This window comes from Comamonas sp. 23 (genome assembly GCF_049601575.1).
Classification (GTDB): domain Bacteria; phylum Pseudomonadota; class Gammaproteobacteria; order Burkholderiales; family Burkholderiaceae_C; genus Comamonas; species Comamonas squillarum.
In genome coordinates, this window is sequence record NZ_CP187127.1 from 3,221,304 (window position 1) to 3,237,740 (window position 16,437).

The window sequence follows — 16,437 nt, forward strand, 5'->3', positions numbered from 1 at the left end:
GTGGTGGCCTCGTTTACACCGGCAGTTCAACAATGGCCTGCTTGCCAAAATGCGGACCATCGAGCACCTGCAGCACCGTTTGCGCGGCCTGCTCTGCACTGCGCAGCCGGCCGGCCAGCTGCAGCTGCCTGAACTGGTCGGCGGCGGGAAAGCGCTGCGCAGCCGTCTCGCGCATCTGCAGTTGCATGCCCGTGTCGACCACCCCCGGATGCAGGGCGCAGACCCTGGCACCATGGGCCTTGGCCGCCTCTTCTTGCGCCAGGCAGCGCGTGAACTGGTCCAGCCCCGCCTTGGCCGCGCTGTAGGGCGCCATCGAGGCCACCGCCAGCCGCGCCAGGCCCGACGATATATTCAGCACCTTGCGAACAAGCCCCTGGGCAGCGCTGGCCTCGGTGGCCTGCAAAAACGCTGCCGTCAGCAGCATGGGCGCTTCAAGGTCCACGCGCAGCACCTGGCGCAGCGACGATGCAGCCGTCATGGCCACTGGCGCAATCTGCTCGGCCTGTACTGCCGCGTTGTTGATCAATCGGATTTCACCCCAAGGCCCTTGCTGCTCGCCCAACCACTGCGCCAGCTGCGCTGCTACCGGCTGGGCATCGGCCAGATCGGCCTGCCATTGCCACAGGCTTGCGCCCTGCGCGGCGGCCGCTTGTGCCAAGGGCTCGCTGGCATGGCGGGCGATGTGCAAAACGCCGGCCTGCGGCTGCGCCAGCAGTTGCTCGGCCATGGCCTGGCCCAGCCCACGGGTGGCGCCGGTGATGATGGTCAGCACATCGCAAGAGGCCACAGCTAGGCTCCTTCGCGTTGCGCTGCCTTCAATTGCTCCAGCAAATCGGCCAGGTCCCCCACCGTCTTGGCGGGCATGAGGCTGACGGGGTCGATGGCCTGGCCCGACTCCGTCTCCATTGCCACGATGATCATCTCGAACGACAGGCTGTCGATATTGCGCAGGCTCGCAATCGGGTCTTCCAGATGGATGCTTTGCGCAGGAATCAGCAGACTCTCGGCGATGATCCGTTGAATGGCAGCAAGCTGGGGATGGGACATGGTGGCGGAGCCTTTTGGGGTGCAGTTGGGAAAATCGAATCAATCGGGTGTGCCGGAGTCCGCGAGTATCGGAATCAGCCCTTGCTCAAAACGTCGCTGGGTGGCTGCCCGAGCCTTCTTGCCTGACGAGGTATGACCAATCGATCCGTTGGGAACCATGCAGGCACGCACTGCCGCACCGGCCGCAGCCGTAGCCGCTGCAGCGGCGAACTTCAAAGCATCGGGCTGGCACGACTGGCGCAGCGCCTTCTCGTGCACGAGCAGCACCAGCGCAGGCAGTCCGCCGGTCAGTTCACGGCATTGCAGCATCAGCATCTGGTCTGGCGCAATCTCCGCATTCTCGCTCGCCGCCGCCTCCACATCCAGGGGCCATACATTGCGGCCATGGATGACCATCAGGTCTTTGCTGCGCCCGCTTACAAAGAGCGCGCCATCGGCCGAGACAAACCCACGGTCACCCGTCTCGATGGCTTGGTCGGCAGCAACGGCGCGCAGCTCGCCCGCGCTGAAAACCCCCGACAGCTGCGCCGGCCCTTGGAGCCAGATATCGCCCTCCATCCCTGCGGGCAAGGGCTGCCCTGCAGCATCGCGCACCTGCAGGGTCCAGCCTGGCAATGGCCGCCCGCAGTTGACCATGGGCTTGGCGCGCGCGTCAGCCGCTGGCAGTGCATGCACCACCTGCCTGTCGTCGATATGGAAATAGCCGCGCAAGCGCTCAAAAGGCGCATCGCTCATCGTCACGGCCAAGGTCGCTTCTGCCAAGCCGTAGCTGGGCTTGAACGCATCGCGCGCAAAGCCCTGTGGCGCAAACGCCTGCGCAAAGGCCTGCAGTGCTGAATCATGCACATAGTCGCCCCCCACCCCTGCAATGCGCAGCGCATGCAGCCGGGCACCTGGCTCCAGCAGCGCTTCGGACTGCGCCGCCATCTGCCACGCAAAGTTGGGCGCATAGGTAATGGTGCTGCCCCGCGCAGCCATCAAGCCCGGCCACAAATGTGGCCTGCGTGCAAAAGCCGATGGCGCCAGATAGTCCACGCTGACCTGCCCGCACAGCGGGGCCAGCACAAAGCCCACCAGCCCCATATCGTGGTAGTACGGCAACCAGGAAAAAGCGCGGTCCTCCGCCGTGAGCGCCATGCCGGCCTGAAGGATCGCATCGATGTTGTGCATGAGCGCCGCGTGGGAGATGGCCACCCCCTTGGGCTGGCCGGTAGAGCCCGAGCTGAACTGCACATAGGCAATCGCCTCAGGCCCAGGCGCCGGGGGTATCGGCAGTGCAGCGGGATCCGCATCTACAGCCGCTGCCGCTAGGTCCTCAAAGGCCAGTATGGGCACATCCAGCTGGCCGTCCGACTGCAGCTGTGCCAGCAACTGCTTGGGCCCCATCAGCAGGCCAATGCCTGCCGCCTGGCACATGTTGCCCAGTGTCTGGGCATAGCGCGTCACGTCCTGCAGCGGACTGGGGGCGGGCAGCGGACATGGCACGCCACCCGCCCACTGGCTGGCACACAGGAGCGGCAAAAAATCGGGTCCGGTAGTGGCCACAATGCCCAGCCTCGGCCCCATGCCATCCGGGGGCGCTGCGAAGCGCTCCAAGCGCTGCAGCAGTTGGGCGGCATAGGCACGGGTTTGCTGAAATACCTGCGCATAGCTGCGTGTGTGCTGCAGCCGGCCCTGGCCATCGAACCAGCACAGCTGCTGACCAGGAAAGGCTGCCGCATATGCCAGCGCCTGCAGCAGATGCGCAAAACCGCCAATTTGCCGCTCAGGCATGGTGGGCAGGAGCCGGGCTCGCTTTTTTGGGCCGCAGGCTCAGGTCCTTGAAGCAGGACAGCACCATCACATCCAGGCGTTTGCCATCCTTGCCGGCAATCTCCTGCTTCAAGGTGGCTTCGTAGACGAAATGCTCGGTGTCGATCAGCGCAAACAGCAGCTTGCGGTTGGTGGTCAGCACGCGAGAGGTGATCTTGTCGATACCGCGGTGGTCAAACATCTCATCGCACAACGGAAACCAGGATTCCCAGAAAACCTCACGTCCGATCTTGATATGGGGGTCGGCGCCCAAGGTCAGGGTCGCCACACGGTGCTGGGGCGCGACGCTGAAGTTGTAAAAGCCCAGCAGCTGGCCTTGCGGCTTGCTGAAGATGCCGATCAGAAAATGTTGGATATTGTCAAAGCTCGCGACAAAGGCGCGCAGGCCATCGACCGAAAAGTTCAGCGGCGCGAGATTGAGGCCCTGGAGCATCTGGGCATCGTTGAACCACTGGGCAAACTCGGGCGTCACATCGGAGGCCAGCAGGCTGCGGGTCACCAGATGCGGGGTCTCGATATGCACCCGTGCGGCGGGAGACGCTTGCGCAGCAGCGGGCTGCACGCCATGCAGCGGAATCCGAAAACCACCTGTACTCATGCCACCACCTCACATACGCCGTTCAAACAAGCCACCGCCTTATCTTATCCATTCTGGCTGCGGTGCAAGGCAAGCAGCCGCTCCCAGTTCTGCTGAACGGAGATATGGTGCAAGGCCACAAGCGATGCCCATCCCTTGCGCACCCAAGAGGCCAGCACCGCATCGGGCAGGCGGTGGTAGGCATCCATGTCGACCATCCGAAATCCACCCAAGGTATAGGGCTTGCCGGGTTGCAGCTCCACCGTCGCCTGGCGTTCCACCAGCAAGCGGTGGTGCTCCAGCGCCTGCATGAAGGCATAGCTGTGGTTGGCATCGTTTTGGCATTGCTGGCAAAACTGCACGATCTGAGCCAGAGTCTGGTTGGGATTGCCCTGGTAATCAAAAAGAGGCCGGGCGTCGGCATATTCGTGCAATGGCACCACCTGCTGCGCATGCGGGTCGAACCAGAAACTGGCGTTTTGGCCGTCCGGGTCGGGCTGCATCCAGAACGGATAGCGGCGCAGCCAGGCCGGCACATAGCTACCGGCCAGCCACTGCCCTGCAGCATCGACAAACAGGTTGCGCCCCTCCACCAGTGCCGTGATGGCGATGGGGAACCCACTGGCACCGGCTGGCCCGAACACGATGGGGTAATGGGCGCTGGCATGCCAGAACTCCCCCACCCCTAAAGGCACGGCATTGGCCGCAGCAGCGGCAGAGAAATGGGCTTGACCGCGCAAGCCCCAGCCCAGGTGAAGGGCTGGATCGAGCGCGGTCAATCCGCGGTAGAACATCGGCACAGCGGGCTGTGCAACGGCGGGGGTCATCAGTCAATCAGGGCTATAGGCCAATGCTAAGCAGGCACGGTGGAGGTTACCCCTGGTCCGACGCACGCCGACGCAGCAGGTGCGATGAGAAGGCGGCAAGCATCCCCCCCAAGCCCAGCAATCCCAGCCAGGACATCGCAGGCACCGCCGCCGGCGCGATGGGAGGCCCCACATAAGGGATGGATGCCAGGTACCAGTTATTGCCCACTTGCTTGAGCTGGTACTGGAAACCACCCACGATCACCGGCGCGGCCAGCGCAAAACTGTTGGCAGGGTTGGCGCTGTCGGCCTGCACCACCAAAATGCCGTCGCCCGTGGTCTGCGCACCTGCACCACCCAGATTGCTGATTTGCAGCAAGGTCGTGCCGCTGATGGCACCGGCAATGTGCAGCTTGTCGCTGGCACTGCCATCGCCAGCCAATACCGTATCGAGTTGCACCGTACCGCCGCCTCCGGCCCAGGTACTGGCATTGGCCGTATCGGTGGCGCCAGGCGCACTGCCCCCGGTCAGCTGCAGCACCCCGCCGGTCTGCGTTACCGCCCCCAGGTTTTGGTTCGTGCTGCCTTGCGCCAGGGTACCCCCTGTGATCTTGGTGCTCGTCAAGGCAGGCAATACGTTCGTCGCGGGAAGCTGCAAAATCCCTCCACGCACATCCAACCCGCCCGCAAAACTGGACTGGTCTGCCGGGTAGCTGGCAGCGACTGCGGGCACGCAAGGTGCCTGGGTATCAAATGCCCAGACGGCCGGGTCGAGCGCTGGCAGACCTGCCAAGGTGGGCGATATCACGGTCGTTCCCGCCTGCTGCACCAACTGGCCATTGCCGCTCAGTGGAAGGTTGAAATTTAAACTGCCGGTATGGTTGAACTTCAATTGGGCTGTCGACGCTTGCAGATTAATCTGCGACGCCTCAATCTTGCCCGGAGCGACCGCCGTTGCAGTCTCAGAGCCATAGACCACACTGCCGGATCCTGCAACATTGACGGGACCTAGCCCGCCCTGGAAGGTCTCGGTGTAGTACTGGCTGCCGGCAGGTGGCGATTCGGCATAGAGCCGACTGACGCCGATTTTCACGGTTGCGTCCACCGCCGCGACCAAGGTGCCCCCACTGCCTATTTGAACCTTGCCAATTGAATGCTCCTGGATCAGGTGAGCAGTCGACGAGTTGTAGTCGCTATGAGATTTGCCCGCCACCAGCAACTGTGTACCGCTACCGGTTGCCCGAACCAAGCCGGCGGCCGAACCGTCTGCACTGATCAACAGTGGCGCAGGTGCATTAGGGTATTGAGCAGGATCGGAGGCTTGACAGTAACCGGAGGAACCATACGTTGAGCCATTGCTGACCAGCGATTTTCCGCCTGCCAATATGTCCAATACACCATCGCCACCATTAGCGCCTACGGCCAATCCGCTATAGAAGTCTGCTTGGTTGGCAAAGCCGCTGGCGGTCGCCTGGACGGTAACTGTGCCTACACCCGCATCTTTGCCAATAAAACTGAACGGTAGCAAGGCACCTTTTTGAGATGTATCACTGTAGACCGGATTGCCAGATGCGAGTTTGCCATTGCCCAGAATGTCTACCGAGCCATTGCTCCCTGCGCCGTCGCCCACGGCAAAATAGCGCAGAGGCTCCGTCGAACTGGGGTAATTCACCTCCCCTGTCTGAAACACCAAACCAGCCCCATCAATACTGACCTGACCTTGGCCACCCATCTGGCCGATCAACGTGTTTTCCTGCGGGTATCCAAATACCACCGCATTAGGGGAGTTGTAGCCCAACTGCTGCGCGGTTTTGCCCGCACCCAGCACATTCACCAAGCCAGAGCTGCCAGCCCCAAGACCAACACCTAGCCCCGTCGAACTGGTCTGTATCCGAGCGCTACCCGATGAGGATGGAGAGGTACTAACATCGATCGTTAGCGTGCCTGTACCCCCCGCATCACCCACGCGGAAAAGCGGATCAACCAGCGAAAGAGCTGGCATGTCAGGATCGGGGTCGGTGCCCACCCCAAAGTAAATAAAGGAAGCATCGGCGTTGGCAGTGATGTCCAACGCACCAGACTGTCCATGTCCGACATACAGCCCATGCGATGTACTAAAGCTGCTATTGGCGTTGGTCACATTCCATGGTGCTGCAGGAGACGCGACATTGATGACATTCGCACCACTGCCATTTGCGACACCGAAGGACCAAGCTGCATCGTCCGTGATCTGACCAGACCCCAACCAGACATTGGAAGCCGCCTGCACCTGCGCAGCACATGTCATCGAAAAGACAAGCATCAACGATTTGCTTATCAGTGTTGGCTTGTGTTTGCCCATGCGTGGTGTTTGCATTAGATGCCCCTCTTCATTCACGTACCCGACCATTCAAATTAGATACAAACATGGCTCTGGCACCATGCAGCATCCATCGAATGGATATCTATTCAGCCTACGGCACAAGATGCCTCCAAGTCAACGCCTTTGCATGGCTATCCGATGCGGGTATATCAGGACTGAAAAACACAGAAAACCACAGAAAGTGGAGGCCAGCACGTTAGCAAAACACCGTTTCAAGATACACATATTCCATCATTTGCAGCGAGCATCATTCGACCTTTGGCCTACAAATGCCTGGCAAACAATTGTCATCTGTATCGACAAAGATACATTTAAAGCCATGGATGTCCGGCTGCAGCACGGCTCAAGCCGAGGGCAGATCTTGAGACCTGGATGTCGCTGCAACGGGCCGGAGGTCCGCCGCCACATGCAGCCCGCCAGGGCCTTCAACCCGCCCCGTGCTCCTCGGCCACCCGCCCAAACCGCTCATAAATCGACTGTCCCCCCGACAGCAAATCGGTCTGGATCGCCACGCGCGCGGCATGCGGGTCGTTGCGGCGCAGGGCTTCGACAACGGGGTAGTGGTGGTCGATCATGCTGCGGCCCCCTTCGCTGTAGCTCTGGGCGATCAGCGGGCCCATCTTCAGCCACAGGCCGTACAAGATATCGGACAGCAGCGGCATGCGGGCCAGCTGGCACAGCGCAAAGTGAAAATCCTGGTTCAGCGCAATCGCCTGGGCAATATCACCGCGCCGCACCGCGTCCTCGTTGTGCTGCACCTGCTCGGCCAGGCGCTGCACTTCGTCAGGCGTGGCGCGCACGGCGGCCTGGCTGGCGGCCATGCCTTCGAGCTCCACACGGATATTGCGGATCTCCAGGTACTCGTCCAAGGTCAGGCGCCGCACCCGTATATCGCGGGGGCTGAGCATCACCAGCACGCCGTGCTGCACCAGGCGCAGGATGGCATCGCGCACAGGCGTCACGCTGGTGCCCATTTGCGCGGCCAGCTCGCGGATCTTGAGACGCTCACCCGGTAGCAACTGCCCTTTGACCAGCGCCTGCGCCAGCTGGGCATAGATCTGATCGCCCTTGCTCTCGGTGTTGACGCTCTCGAATCGGTCTGCCATCTGCCATTGCTCCTCGCGATGCTTGTTGTGATTTCGGTCTGCCAAGGCGGTGCTGACCACCCACCGTTTATGCAGCAAGATGCATCATAAGCCTTCATTGGCGCATGCAGGTTTATCCCGATGCCATTGAGCGAAGTTGCTGTTTAAATCCTCTAATCCAATTTATGATGCATCAAACATCAAATAGAGGTATGCACTGCTTTGACTGGACTGATCGCCCTTTGCGCCGGTCTGACCAAGCAGCGCGCCCTTGCACCACTGGCCGCCGTATCCCATGAACATCTCCCCTTTAGCCTCTATAGCCCTTGCCGAAACGAACGAGCCGGATGCCTTGGCCCAAGCCAGCCAGGCCTTTTTGACGGCCGTGCCCCAGGTCACCACAGAACAAGCGCAGGCACTGGCCTGGGAGGCCTATGGCATCCAAGGCAATGCGCAACCCCTGTCCGGAGAGCGGGACCGCAACTTTCTGGTTCGCACAGCCGACGGCAGCGCCGTGACCCTCAAGTTCATCAGCGCGGCCGAATCCTTGGCAGAAACACAGATGCAGATAGCGGTGCTCAAGCACCTGGCAGGCCGCTGCGCCGTGCCGGTGCCACTGCACCATCCGCTGCGACTGCCCACCGCTACCCAAGCCAGCGCCCGCGTCCACACCAGCCCCCTCACCAGATCAGTTACCAGCCACGTTACCAGCCCCGATTGGCTGGACTGGCGCAGCCCGGCGGGCGAGCATTTGCGGGTGCGCTGCTACAGCTTTCTCGATGGCAAGGCGGGCAGTGATCTGCAGCGCAGTGGCGCCGCCTGGCAGGCCTGGGGCCTGGCGATTGCCCAGTTGCATGGTGCCTTGGCAGACTTTGCCCACCCGGCCACCGAGCGCCCCTTTTTATGGGATGCACGCCGCGCACCAATGCTGCGACCCTGGCTGGAAGTGGTGGACGATGCGCAACTGCGCGCGCAGATTGCAGCATTCTGGGCCGTGTTTGAACAGCGGCTGGCACAGCTGGGCCCGCAGTTGCCCACGCAGACCATCCACAATGACCTCTCGCCCAGCAACCTGCTGGCGAGCGACAACGGCCTGGGCATTGCCGGCGTGCTGGATTTTGGCGACATGCTGCTGGCCCCGCGCGTGGCCGATCTCGCGATTGCCGCCTCTTACCAAATGCCGCTGACCGACGCGCCCGATGCCGCGCTGGCCGCGATGCTGGCGGGCTACGAAAGCCTGCTGCCGCTGACGGCTGCCGAGCATGCCTTGCTGCCTGATCTGATCCTCGCACGGCTCACGCAGCGCATGGTGATTACCGCCTGGCGCGCCCGCCTCTACCCCGACAACCGCGTCTATATCCTGCGCAGCCAGGCCACGGCCACGGCCTTGTTCCGCCGCATGATTGGCGACTGGCTGCAAACCCATGGCGCGCAGGCCGACCACCGTGCCGACACCCATCCCACCGCCGCCTGACCTCACCCGGAGCACCACCTGATGCCAACCCTCTCTGCCGACGACCAGCGCCTGCTTGCGCGCCGCCAAAGTGCGCTGGGCCCCTCTTACCGCCTGTTCTACGATGAGCCCCTGCACCCGGTGCGCGGCGAAGGCGTCTGGCTGTTCGATGCCGATGGCCACCGCTACCTCGATGCCTACAACAACGTGCCGGTGGTGGGGCATGCCAACGCGGCGGTGAACGCGGCGCTCATCGCGCAAAGCCAGTTGCTCAACACGCACACCCGCTACCTGCATGACAACGTGGTGCAGTTGGCCGAGCGGCTGCGCGCGCTTTTTCCCGTAGAGCTGGACACCAGCGTGTTCACCTGCACCGGCAGCGAGGCCAATGACCTGGCCTTGCGCGTGGCGCAAGAATTTACCGGCCGCCGGGGCCTGATCATCACCCGCCATGCCTACCATGGTGTGACCATGGCGTTGGCCCAATGCTCGCCCTCGCTGTGCCCGCCAGCAGACCATGTCGAAGTCATCGACCCGCCCGCCTTCCAGGGCGTGGATGCCCAGGCCGCCGCAGCCGCCTTTGCCCAGCGGGTCGATGAGGCCGCTGCGGCGCTGGAGGCGCGTGGCACGCCGGTCAGCGCCCTGCTGCTCGATACCGTATTTGCCAGCGACGGCGTGCATATCAATGCCGCGCCTATTTTGCAAGCCGCAGCCCAGGCGGTGCGCAGGCGCGGGGGCCTGTTCATTGCCGACGAGGTACAAGGCGGCTTTTGCCGTACCGGCCGCTGGTGGGCCTTTGGCCGCGAATCGGTGGTGCCCGATATGGTCACCATGGGCAAACCCATGGGCAATGGCCACCCGATTGCGGCCCTGGTGCTCAAGACGCCGCTGATGGAGGTATTTGGCAAGCGCTGCCGCTACTTCAACACCTTTGGCGGCAACACGGTATCAGCCGCAGTAGCCATGGCGGTGCTCGATGAGCTGGAACGCATCGATGCCCCCGCCCATGTGCGCCGCGTCGGCGGCCATCTGCAGCAGGCGCTGCAGTCGCTGGCGGCGCAGCACAGTGCCATCACCCAGATCCGGGGCGAAGGCCTGTACTGGGGCGTGCAGTTGGAGAGCGGCAGCCTGGCCAGCGCCGTTGTCAACCACCTGCGCCAGGCCGGCGTGCTGATCAGCACCAGTGGCCCGCTGGGCGATACGCTCAAGATCCGCCCGCCGCTGCCCTTTGAGACCGAACACGCCGATCTGCTGGCCGGCGCGCTCGATGAGGCCTTGCGGGCCCGGGCCTGAGGGTGCGGCCCATGCCCAGTGCAAGCACATCTGCCTCATCGCAGCCCGTGGCCCTGGTCAGCGGCGCCGGGCGCGGCCTGGGCCTGGCCATTGCGCAAGAGCTGCTGGCCCATGGCTGGCGCGTCAGCATAGGCACGCGCCAAGCGGTACCGCAACTGGCACGCCATGGCGCTGCACAGCTGCAGCGCAGCCACTTTGATGCGCTCGACGCGGGCAGCGAAACCCGCTGGATCGCCGAGGCCGCCGCACATTTTGGGCGCATCGATGCCATCGTCCACAATGCCGGCGTGCTCAGCACCGACAGTGTCTTGACCGCCAGCGATGGCGAGTTTGACCGGCTGATGGCCATCAATGTGAAGTCACCGATGCGGCTGACGCGCCAAGTCTGGCCTTATTTGCAGCAGTCACCCAATGGCAAGGTGGTGGTCATGGCGTCGCTGGCCGGCAAGCGGGTGCGGGCGCCCGAGGGCTCGCTCTACGCCATCAGCAAGCATGCGGCCCTCGCGCTGGCCCAAGGCATACGCCACTGCGGCGGGGCCGACCGCATCCGCTGCACCGCCATCTGCCCGGGTTTTGTCGACACCGACATGGCCGATGGCGTGCAGCCTGCGCTGCGCGCCCAGATCAGCCAACCGGCCGATATCGCCACCCTGGTGCGCACCGTGCTGGAGCTGCCTGCCAGCGCCAGCGTGGCCGAGATCGCGGTGAACTGGCAGGTGGAGTCGCAGTACTAGCTTTGCCTCAGCGGGCCGTCCAGCTGCGCTACACTCAGCCGCTGCGGAACTTTCTGCCCCTGCCCTGTCTCAACCCTCCATGCGTGCCTGTCTGTCCCTGTTGCTGATGCTGATGCTGGCCCTGCGCGGCCTCATGGGCGACGCCATGGCGATGGGCATGGTGGCACCGGTGATGCCTGCCGCCATGGCCGCACACCACGCCAGCAGCATGGCGGACCATGCCGACATGGCCACAGACCATGTGATGGCGGCCAGCAGCCACGGCGGCAGCGGCAGCCCAGTCGCCCACCACAGCGACCCAAGCAACCCAAGCGACCACAGCCAGCACGACCCGGCCCAGCATGGCGCCAGCTGCTCGGCCTGCGGCATCTGCCACTCCGCTGTGGATCTGTTCAACGGCGCGGGTTTTGCAGCCCTCGCCGCCCCTTCGCTGGCCCGCGCCAGCGGCAGCGCGCTGTTTGCCAGCGCCCTGCTCGCCCAAGCCTCCAAACCACCCAATTCCTGATCGCTGACACCCGAGGTGCGTCCGCATGGCAGCTGCCGTGCAGGCGTCTTTTGACCACGCTTTCAGGAGAGTCCTATGCGCACTGCGCATGTCTTGCGCTGGCTTGCCGGCGCCGGCGGCCTGGCTGTTACCAGCTGGCTATCTGCCCAAACGGCGGCCCCGCTCGCCACCGACCCCCACGCGCCCACATCGGCGCTCCAGCACCGGCCCGTGGCCAAGAGCGGCCGCATTGTCGACGAGCCCGGCGATTGGCGCCAGGCCAATGCAGCGGTGGCTGCTTTTGGCCGTGGCCATGCCGACGTCATCGCCTGGGAAAAGGCCCAGGCGGGCCCCGGCGGCGCCCAGGCCATGCCGGCCAGCCGGGTGGATGCCCGCCGCCATGAAGCGCATGGCGACCACAGCGCGCACGGCCAGCCCCGCGCGCAGGGGGGCCAGCGATGAAGCGCCTGAGCCTTCGCCTCTCGTCCCTCGCCACTGCATTGCTGCTGGCCGGCTGCGCCAGCGTCTCGCCAGATGGCCTTCGCAGCGATGTGGCAAAACAAATGGAGGGCCGTCTGCCCGCCCAGGCCCAGCTGCCCGCAGCCGATGCACAGAGCCAGCAGTCGGCACAGACGCACATTGATGCCTGGCTGCAGCAGCCGCTGGATGCCGATACGGCCGTGCGCATTGCACTGTTGAACAACCCGGGCCTGCAGCTCCAGCTGGCGCAGTTGGGCATTGCCGATGCCCAGCGGGTGCAGGCCATCACCCTGCCCAACCCGAGCCTGACCTTGGGCTGGTTTCGCAACGGCCGTGAGCGCGAGATCGAGCGCAAGCTGGGCTTTGGCCTGGTCGATCTGCTCACCCTGCCCTGGCGCAGCCGCTGGCAAGGCTGGCAGTTGGAGCAGGCCACGTTGGAGGCTGCGCAGCAAACCTTGCTGCTGGCCGCAGACACACGCCGCGCCTGGTTGAATGCCGTGGCCGCCGAGCAAGCGCTGGCCGCCCACACCCGCATGCATGATGCTGCAGCGCTGGGCGGTGAGCTGGCCCGGCGCATGGCGGCCGTGGGCAACTTCAGCAAACTCGACCAGGCGCGTGAGCTGGCCCAGCAGCAGCAAGCGGCCGCGCAGCTGGTGCGGGCCGAGCTGGCAGCGCAACAGGCGCGCGCGCAATTGGCCCAGCGCATGGGCCTGTGGGGCCCGCAGCTCGATTTTGTGCTGCCCCAGGCCCTGCCGCCGCTGCCCAAAAGCGCCAGCGATTTGCGCAGCGGCGACGATGCCGAGGCCACCGCGCTGCGCGAACGCCTGGACCTGGGCGCACTGCGCCGCAACCTGGAAGTGAGCACCGATCGCCAAGGCTGGGCCGCCTTGGGAGCCGTGTTTGGCGACATCGGCGCCAGCTACAGCCGCAACACCAGCACCGAGCGCGATAGCGGCCACCAGGACCGCACCCGGGGCTGGGAGCTGGATGTGCCCTTGCCGCTGTTCGACTGGGGGTCGGCCGCCAGCGCCATGGCGCGCCACCAGGTGCACGCCAATGCGGCGCAGCTGCGCGAGAGCGCCATCCGGGCGCGCAGCGAGGCCCGCAGCAGCTGGCGCGCTTACCGCACCGCCTGGGACCTGGCCCACCAGCAGCAGACCGAAGTGCTGCCACTCGCGCAACTGGTGCAGCAAGAGACTATCTACCGCTACAACGGCATGTTGCTCAGCATCTGGCAGCTGCTGGCCCAGGCCCGCAGCACCACCCAGGCGGTGCTCACGGCGACCGAGGCGCAGCGCGACTTCTGGCTCGCCGAGACCGATCTGCAACTGGCGCTGAGCGGCACATCGCCGCAACCTGCAGCCGCCAGCGCGCGCGCAGCCAGCAACAGCGCCGTGCCTGCCGCCCCCGCAACCCAACCACAGGGCCACTGATATGCAACGCCGTCAATTTTTCTCCGGCGCCGCCTCGGCCTTGGCCGCTGCCGCCGTCAGCCCAGTGGCCATGGCCGCCCTGCCCGAGCCCGTCATCCAGACCAGCGCCGATACTGCCCCGCCACTGGCGCCGCCCAATGGCCGGCCCTACCAGCCGGTGGTCACCCTCAATGGCTGGACCCTGCCCTGGCGCATGAACGCTGGCGTCAAGGAGTTCCACCTGGTGGCCGAGGCCGTAGTGCGCGAGGTGGCACCGGGCTTTTTGGTCAATATGTGGGGTTACAACGGCCAGTCGCCCGGTCCCACCATCGAAGTGGTCGAAGGCGACCGGGTGCGCATCTTTGTCACCAACCGCCTGCCCGAAGCCACAACGGTGCACTGGCATGGCCAGCGCCTGCCCAATGGCATGGATGGCGTGGGCGGACTCAACCAGCCCCACATCCCACCGGGCAAGACCTTTGTCTACGAGTTCGAGGCGCGCCGGCCTGGCACCTTCATGTACCACCCGCATTCGGACGAGATGGTGCAGATGGCGATGGGCATGATGGGCCTGTGGATCACCCACCCCAAGGGCCGCCACCCGCAGATTGCCGAGGTGGCGCGTGACTACGCCTTTCTGCTGAGCGCCTATGCGGTGGAGCCCGGCGCGATGACGCCCAAGGTGGCCGAGATGACGGACTTCAACATCTGGACCTTCAACAGCCGGGCCTTCCCTGCGATCACGCCGCTGGTCGCAGGCCTGGGCGAGCGGGTGCGCATCCGCGTGGGCAACCTCACGATGACCAACCACCCCATCCATATCCATGGCCATGAGTTTGAGGTGACCGGCACCGACGGCGGCCCGGTGCCGCGCAGCGCGCGCTGGCCCGAGGTGACCACCGATGTGGCCGTGGGCCAGATGCGCCAGATCGAGCTGATCGCCGACGAACCGGGCGACTGGGCCTTTCACTGCCACAAAAGCCACCACACCATGGGCGCCATGGGCCACGATGTGCCAACGATGATTGGCGTGGACCACAAAGGCCTGGTCGGCCAGATCCAGAAGATCGTGCCCGACTACATGCTGATGGGCGAGCGCGGCATGGGCGACATGGGCGCGATGCAAATGCCGCTGCCCGACAACACCTTCCCGATGATGACCGGCAAGGGCCCCTTCGGCAATATCGAGATGGGTGGCATGTTCACCACCTTCAAGGTGCGCCGGGGCCTGGCCGCGCAGGACTACCGCGACCCCGGCTGGTATGCCCAGCCCCAGGGCACCGTGGCCTACGAGTGGCCGGGGGCGCCGCTGGATGCGCAAGCGCCGCGCCAGAGCCTGCCCGGCACGGCGCCCGGCGCGCCCAGCGTGCACAAGCCCGCCGCAGGCAGCGGCCATGCCAACCATTGAACCCCGGAGTCATCCCATGAACACCATCCCAAAAATACTGGCCTGTGCGCTGCTGGCCAGCGCCAGCAGCGCCTTTGCCCATGGCAGCGAAAGCCATGCAGCCACCCCAGCAACCGCCCATGCCACCCTGGCGGCCACCAAGGAACAAAAGGACTGGGGCATCGCCGGCGATCCCCGGCAGGCCACACGCAGCATCGCGCTGAACATGGGCGATGACATGCGCTTCTCGCCCGCGCACTTCACGGTGAAAAAGGGCGAAACCCTGCGCCTGCGTGTCGTCAACAAGGGCCAGGTCATGCACGAGGTGGTGCTGGGCACCAAGGCCTCGCTTGCGCAACACGCGCAGATGATGCTCAAGTACCCCGGCATGGAGCATGCCGAGCCCTACATGGCGCATGTCGCTCCGCAAAAAAGCGAGGACCTGGTCTGGCACTTCAACCGCGCCGGCAGTTTTGACTTTGCCTGCCTGATCCCCGGCCACTACCAGGCCGGGATGGCCGGCACCTTCACGGTCACTGAATGATGACGCGCCACAGCCCAAGACCAGCAATGCCCAACCCCCACACCTACCAACGCCGCCAGACCCTGCAGATGATGGCCGCCGGCCTGGCGACAGCCATCGCCGCCCAGCCCGCGCTGGCAGCCACGCCCATGGAAGTCTGGAAAGACCCGAACTGCGGCTGCTGCAAGGACTGGATTGCGCGGATGGAAAAGGCCGGTTTTAGCGCCACCGTGCACGACAGCGGCAACCAGGCAGTGCGCGCCAGGCTGGGGCTACCGCTGCGCCTGGGCTCCTGCCACACCGCCGTGGTGGGCGGCTATCTGGTGGAAGGCCATGTGCCGCCCGCCGATGTGCGCAAGCTGCTGCAGCACAAGCCCAAGGCCCTGGGCATTGTCGTGGCCGGCATGCCAGTGGGCAGCCCCGGCATGGACGGACCCGCCTACGGCGGCCGCAAGGACCCGTTTGATGTGCTGCTTGTCAGCAAAACCGGAGCAGGCAGCGAGGTGACAACCCGCGTTTTCAGCAGCTACCGCGACTGAGCACACCACGATTTTTTATAGACATTTGGAGCACTGAATGAACACCACCACTTCTACCCTTACCGCCTTCACCCTGGCTTGCAGCCTGCTGACCCCAGCGCTGGCCCAGAACCATGCCGACCACGCCAGCCATGGCAGCGCAGCACCGGCCACCGCGCCAGCAGCGGCCGCCACGGCCAAGGCGGTGATGACTGCCGGCGAGATCACCCGCGTGGACAAGCGCGCGAGCAAGCTGACCATTCGCCATGAGGACATCAAGAACCTGGACATGCCGGCCATGACCATGGTGTTTGGCCTCAAGGACAGCACGCAGGTGGCGCAATTCAACCCGGGCGACAAGGTACGCTTTCGTGTGCAGGACGAAGGCGGCAGCCTGACCATCACCCGCATTGAGCGGGCCGAGTAACCGCTGCTGGCGCTATCCGGCCCCGTCTGGCCCTAGC

At 64.6% G+C, this 16,437-nt stretch carries 17 protein-coding genes; 10 read left to right on the forward strand and 7 right to left on the reverse strand.

Going from position 1 to position 16,437, the window contains the following annotated elements; genetic code table 11:
• Positions 1-13 precede the first annotated feature (13 nt).
• The 7 genes from ACPEE1_RS14615 to ACPEE1_RS14645 form a co-directional block, all read right to left on the reverse strand.
• Positions 14-787 carry an SDR family NAD(P)-dependent oxidoreductase gene (locus ACPEE1_RS14615; protein ID WP_423933475.1) on the reverse strand — a complete coding sequence of 258 codons (774 nt, stop codon included), beginning with the start codon at positions 785-787 and terminating at the stop codon, positions 14-16.
• Positions 788-789: 2 nt separating this feature from the next.
• Positions 790-1,047, reverse strand: coding sequence for an acyl carrier protein (locus ACPEE1_RS14620; protein ID WP_182345492.1), 258 nt, complete (start codon positions 1,045-1,047; stop codon positions 790-792).
• A gap of 39 nt (positions 1,048-1,086) precedes the next feature.
• Complete coding sequence (locus tag ACPEE1_RS14625) at positions 1,087-2,820, reverse strand: AMP-binding protein (protein WP_423933478.1); 1,734 nt, start codon at positions 2,818-2,820, stop codon at positions 1,087-1,089.
• Positions 2,813-3,457 (reverse strand): GNAT family protein, encoded by a 645-nt coding sequence (locus ACPEE1_RS14630; protein ID WP_182345490.1) that lies wholly within the window; start codon positions 3,455-3,457, stop codon positions 2,813-2,815. Before ACPEE1_RS14630 ends, ACPEE1_RS14625 begins: the two co-directional genes overlap by 8 nt.
• A 44-nt stretch (positions 3,458-3,501) precedes the next feature.
• Complete coding sequence (locus tag ACPEE1_RS14635) at positions 3,502-4,263, reverse strand: SapC family protein (RefSeq protein WP_423933481.1); 762 nt, start codon at positions 4,261-4,263, stop codon at positions 3,502-3,504.
• Between the two features lie 46 nt (positions 4,264-4,309).
• Positions 4,310-6,598, reverse strand: coding sequence for an autotransporter outer membrane beta-barrel domain-containing protein (locus tag ACPEE1_RS14640; RefSeq protein WP_423933483.1), 2,289 nt, complete (start codon positions 6,596-6,598; stop codon positions 4,310-4,312).
• Positions 6,599-7,029: 431 nt separating this feature from the next.
• The gene (locus ACPEE1_RS14645; protein ID WP_423933485.1) at positions 7,030-7,710 is read right to left on the reverse strand and encodes a GntR family transcriptional regulator; all 681 of its coding nucleotides are present in this window, start codon (positions 7,708-7,710) and stop codon (positions 7,030-7,032) included.
• 331 nt (positions 7,711-8,041) lie between these two features.
• On the opposite strand from ACPEE1_RS14645, the gene ACPEE1_RS14650 reads away from it, so the two are divergent.
• From ACPEE1_RS14650 to ACPEE1_RS14695, 10 genes are all read left to right on the forward strand, one after another.
• Positions 8,042-9,163, forward strand: a complete 1,122-nt coding sequence (locus ACPEE1_RS14650) for a phosphotransferase (protein WP_423933488.1) — start codon at positions 8,042-8,044, stop codon at positions 9,161-9,163.
• Positions 9,164-9,184: 21 nt separating this feature from the next.
• On the forward strand, positions 9,185-10,435 hold the full coding sequence (locus tag ACPEE1_RS14655) for an aspartate aminotransferase family protein (protein WP_423933491.1): 1,251 nt from the start codon (positions 9,185-9,187) through the stop codon (positions 10,433-10,435).
• Positions 10,436-10,446: 11 nt separating this feature from the next.
• Complete coding sequence (locus ACPEE1_RS14660; protein WP_423933493.1) at positions 10,447-11,169, forward strand: SDR family NAD(P)-dependent oxidoreductase; 723 nt, start codon at positions 10,447-10,449, stop codon at positions 11,167-11,169.
• A 79-nt stretch (positions 11,170-11,248) separates the two neighbouring features.
• Positions 11,249-11,674 (forward strand): hypothetical protein, encoded by a 426-nt coding sequence (locus ACPEE1_RS14665; protein ID WP_423933496.1) that lies wholly within the window; start codon positions 11,249-11,251, stop codon positions 11,672-11,674.
• A 75-nt stretch (positions 11,675-11,749) separates the two neighbouring features.
• Complete coding sequence (locus ACPEE1_RS14670; protein ID WP_423933498.1) at positions 11,750-12,115, forward strand: hypothetical protein; 366 nt, start codon at positions 11,750-11,752, stop codon at positions 12,113-12,115.
• Complete coding sequence (locus ACPEE1_RS14675; protein ID WP_260719334.1) at positions 12,112-13,566, forward strand: TolC family protein; 1,455 nt, start codon at positions 12,112-12,114, stop codon at positions 13,564-13,566. Before ACPEE1_RS14670 ends, ACPEE1_RS14675 begins: the two co-directional genes overlap by 4 nt.
• 1 nt (position 13,567) lies before the next feature.
• The gene (locus tag ACPEE1_RS14680) at positions 13,568-14,953 is read left to right on the forward strand and encodes a multicopper oxidase family protein (protein ID WP_423933501.1); all 1,386 of its coding nucleotides are present in this window, start codon (positions 13,568-13,570) and stop codon (positions 14,951-14,953) included.
• Positions 14,954-14,969: 16 nt separating this feature from the next.
• Entirely contained in the window at positions 14,970-15,476 is a 507-nt protein-coding gene (locus ACPEE1_RS14685; protein ID WP_260719332.1) for a cupredoxin domain-containing protein, read from the forward strand.
• Between the two features lie 26 nt (positions 15,477-15,502).
• Positions 15,503-15,994, forward strand: a complete 492-nt coding sequence (locus ACPEE1_RS14690) for a DUF411 domain-containing protein (protein ID WP_423933504.1) — start codon at positions 15,503-15,505, stop codon at positions 15,992-15,994.
• A gap of 37 nt (positions 15,995-16,031) precedes the next feature.
• The gene (locus ACPEE1_RS14695; RefSeq protein WP_423933507.1) at positions 16,032-16,400 is read left to right on the forward strand and encodes a copper-binding protein; all 369 of its coding nucleotides are present in this window, start codon (positions 16,032-16,034) and stop codon (positions 16,398-16,400) included.
• The last annotated feature ends 37 nt before the right edge of the window (positions 16,401-16,437 follow it).

Excerpts from the sequence above, each read along its gene's own strand:
- ACPEE1_RS14620 (WP_182345492.1), bottom strand. The coding sequence starts at position 1,047 with ATGTCCCATCCCCAGCTTGCTGCCATTCAACGGATCATCGCCGAGAGT.
- ACPEE1_RS14625 (WP_423933478.1), bottom strand. The coding sequence starts at position 2,820 with ATGCCTGAGCGGCAAATTGGCGGTTTTGCGCATCTGCTGCAGGCGCTG.
- ACPEE1_RS14630 (WP_182345490.1), bottom strand. The coding sequence starts at position 3,457 with ATGAGTACAGGTGGTTTTCGGATTCCGCTGCATGGCGTGCAGCCCGCT.
- ACPEE1_RS14635 (WP_423933481.1), bottom strand. The coding sequence starts at position 4,263 with ATGACCCCCGCCGTTGCACAGCCCGCTGTGCCGATGTTCTACCGCGGA.
- ACPEE1_RS14640 (WP_423933483.1), bottom strand. The coding sequence starts at position 6,598 with ATGCAAACACCACGCATGGGCAAACACAAGCCAACACTGATAAGCAAA.
- ACPEE1_RS14645 (WP_423933485.1), bottom strand. The coding sequence starts at position 7,710 with ATGGCAGACCGATTCGAGAGCGTCAACACCGAGAGCAAGGGCGATCAG.
- ACPEE1_RS14655 (WP_423933491.1), top strand. The coding sequence starts at position 9,185 with ATGCCAACCCTCTCTGCCGACGACCAGCGCCTGCTTGCGCGCCGCCAA.
- ACPEE1_RS14660 (WP_423933493.1), top strand. The coding sequence starts at position 10,447 with ATGCCCAGTGCAAGCACATCTGCCTCATCGCAGCCCGTGGCCCTGGTC.
- ACPEE1_RS14665 (WP_423933496.1), top strand. The coding sequence starts at position 11,249 with ATGCGTGCCTGTCTGTCCCTGTTGCTGATGCTGATGCTGGCCCTGCGC.
- ACPEE1_RS14670 (WP_423933498.1), top strand. The coding sequence starts at position 11,750 with ATGCGCACTGCGCATGTCTTGCGCTGGCTTGCCGGCGCCGGCGGCCTG.
- ACPEE1_RS14675 (WP_260719334.1), top strand. The coding sequence starts at position 12,112 with ATGAAGCGCCTGAGCCTTCGCCTCTCGTCCCTCGCCACTGCATTGCTG.
- ACPEE1_RS14680 (WP_423933501.1), top strand. The coding sequence starts at position 13,568 with ATGCAACGCCGTCAATTTTTCTCCGGCGCCGCCTCGGCCTTGGCCGCT.
- ACPEE1_RS14685 (WP_260719332.1), top strand. The coding sequence starts at position 14,970 with ATGAACACCATCCCAAAAATACTGGCCTGTGCGCTGCTGGCCAGCGCC.
- ACPEE1_RS14690 (WP_423933504.1), top strand. The coding sequence starts at position 15,503 with ATGCCCAACCCCCACACCTACCAACGCCGCCAGACCCTGCAGATGATG.
- ACPEE1_RS14695 (WP_423933507.1), top strand. The coding sequence starts at position 16,032 with ATGAACACCACCACTTCTACCCTTACCGCCTTCACCCTGGCTTGCAGC.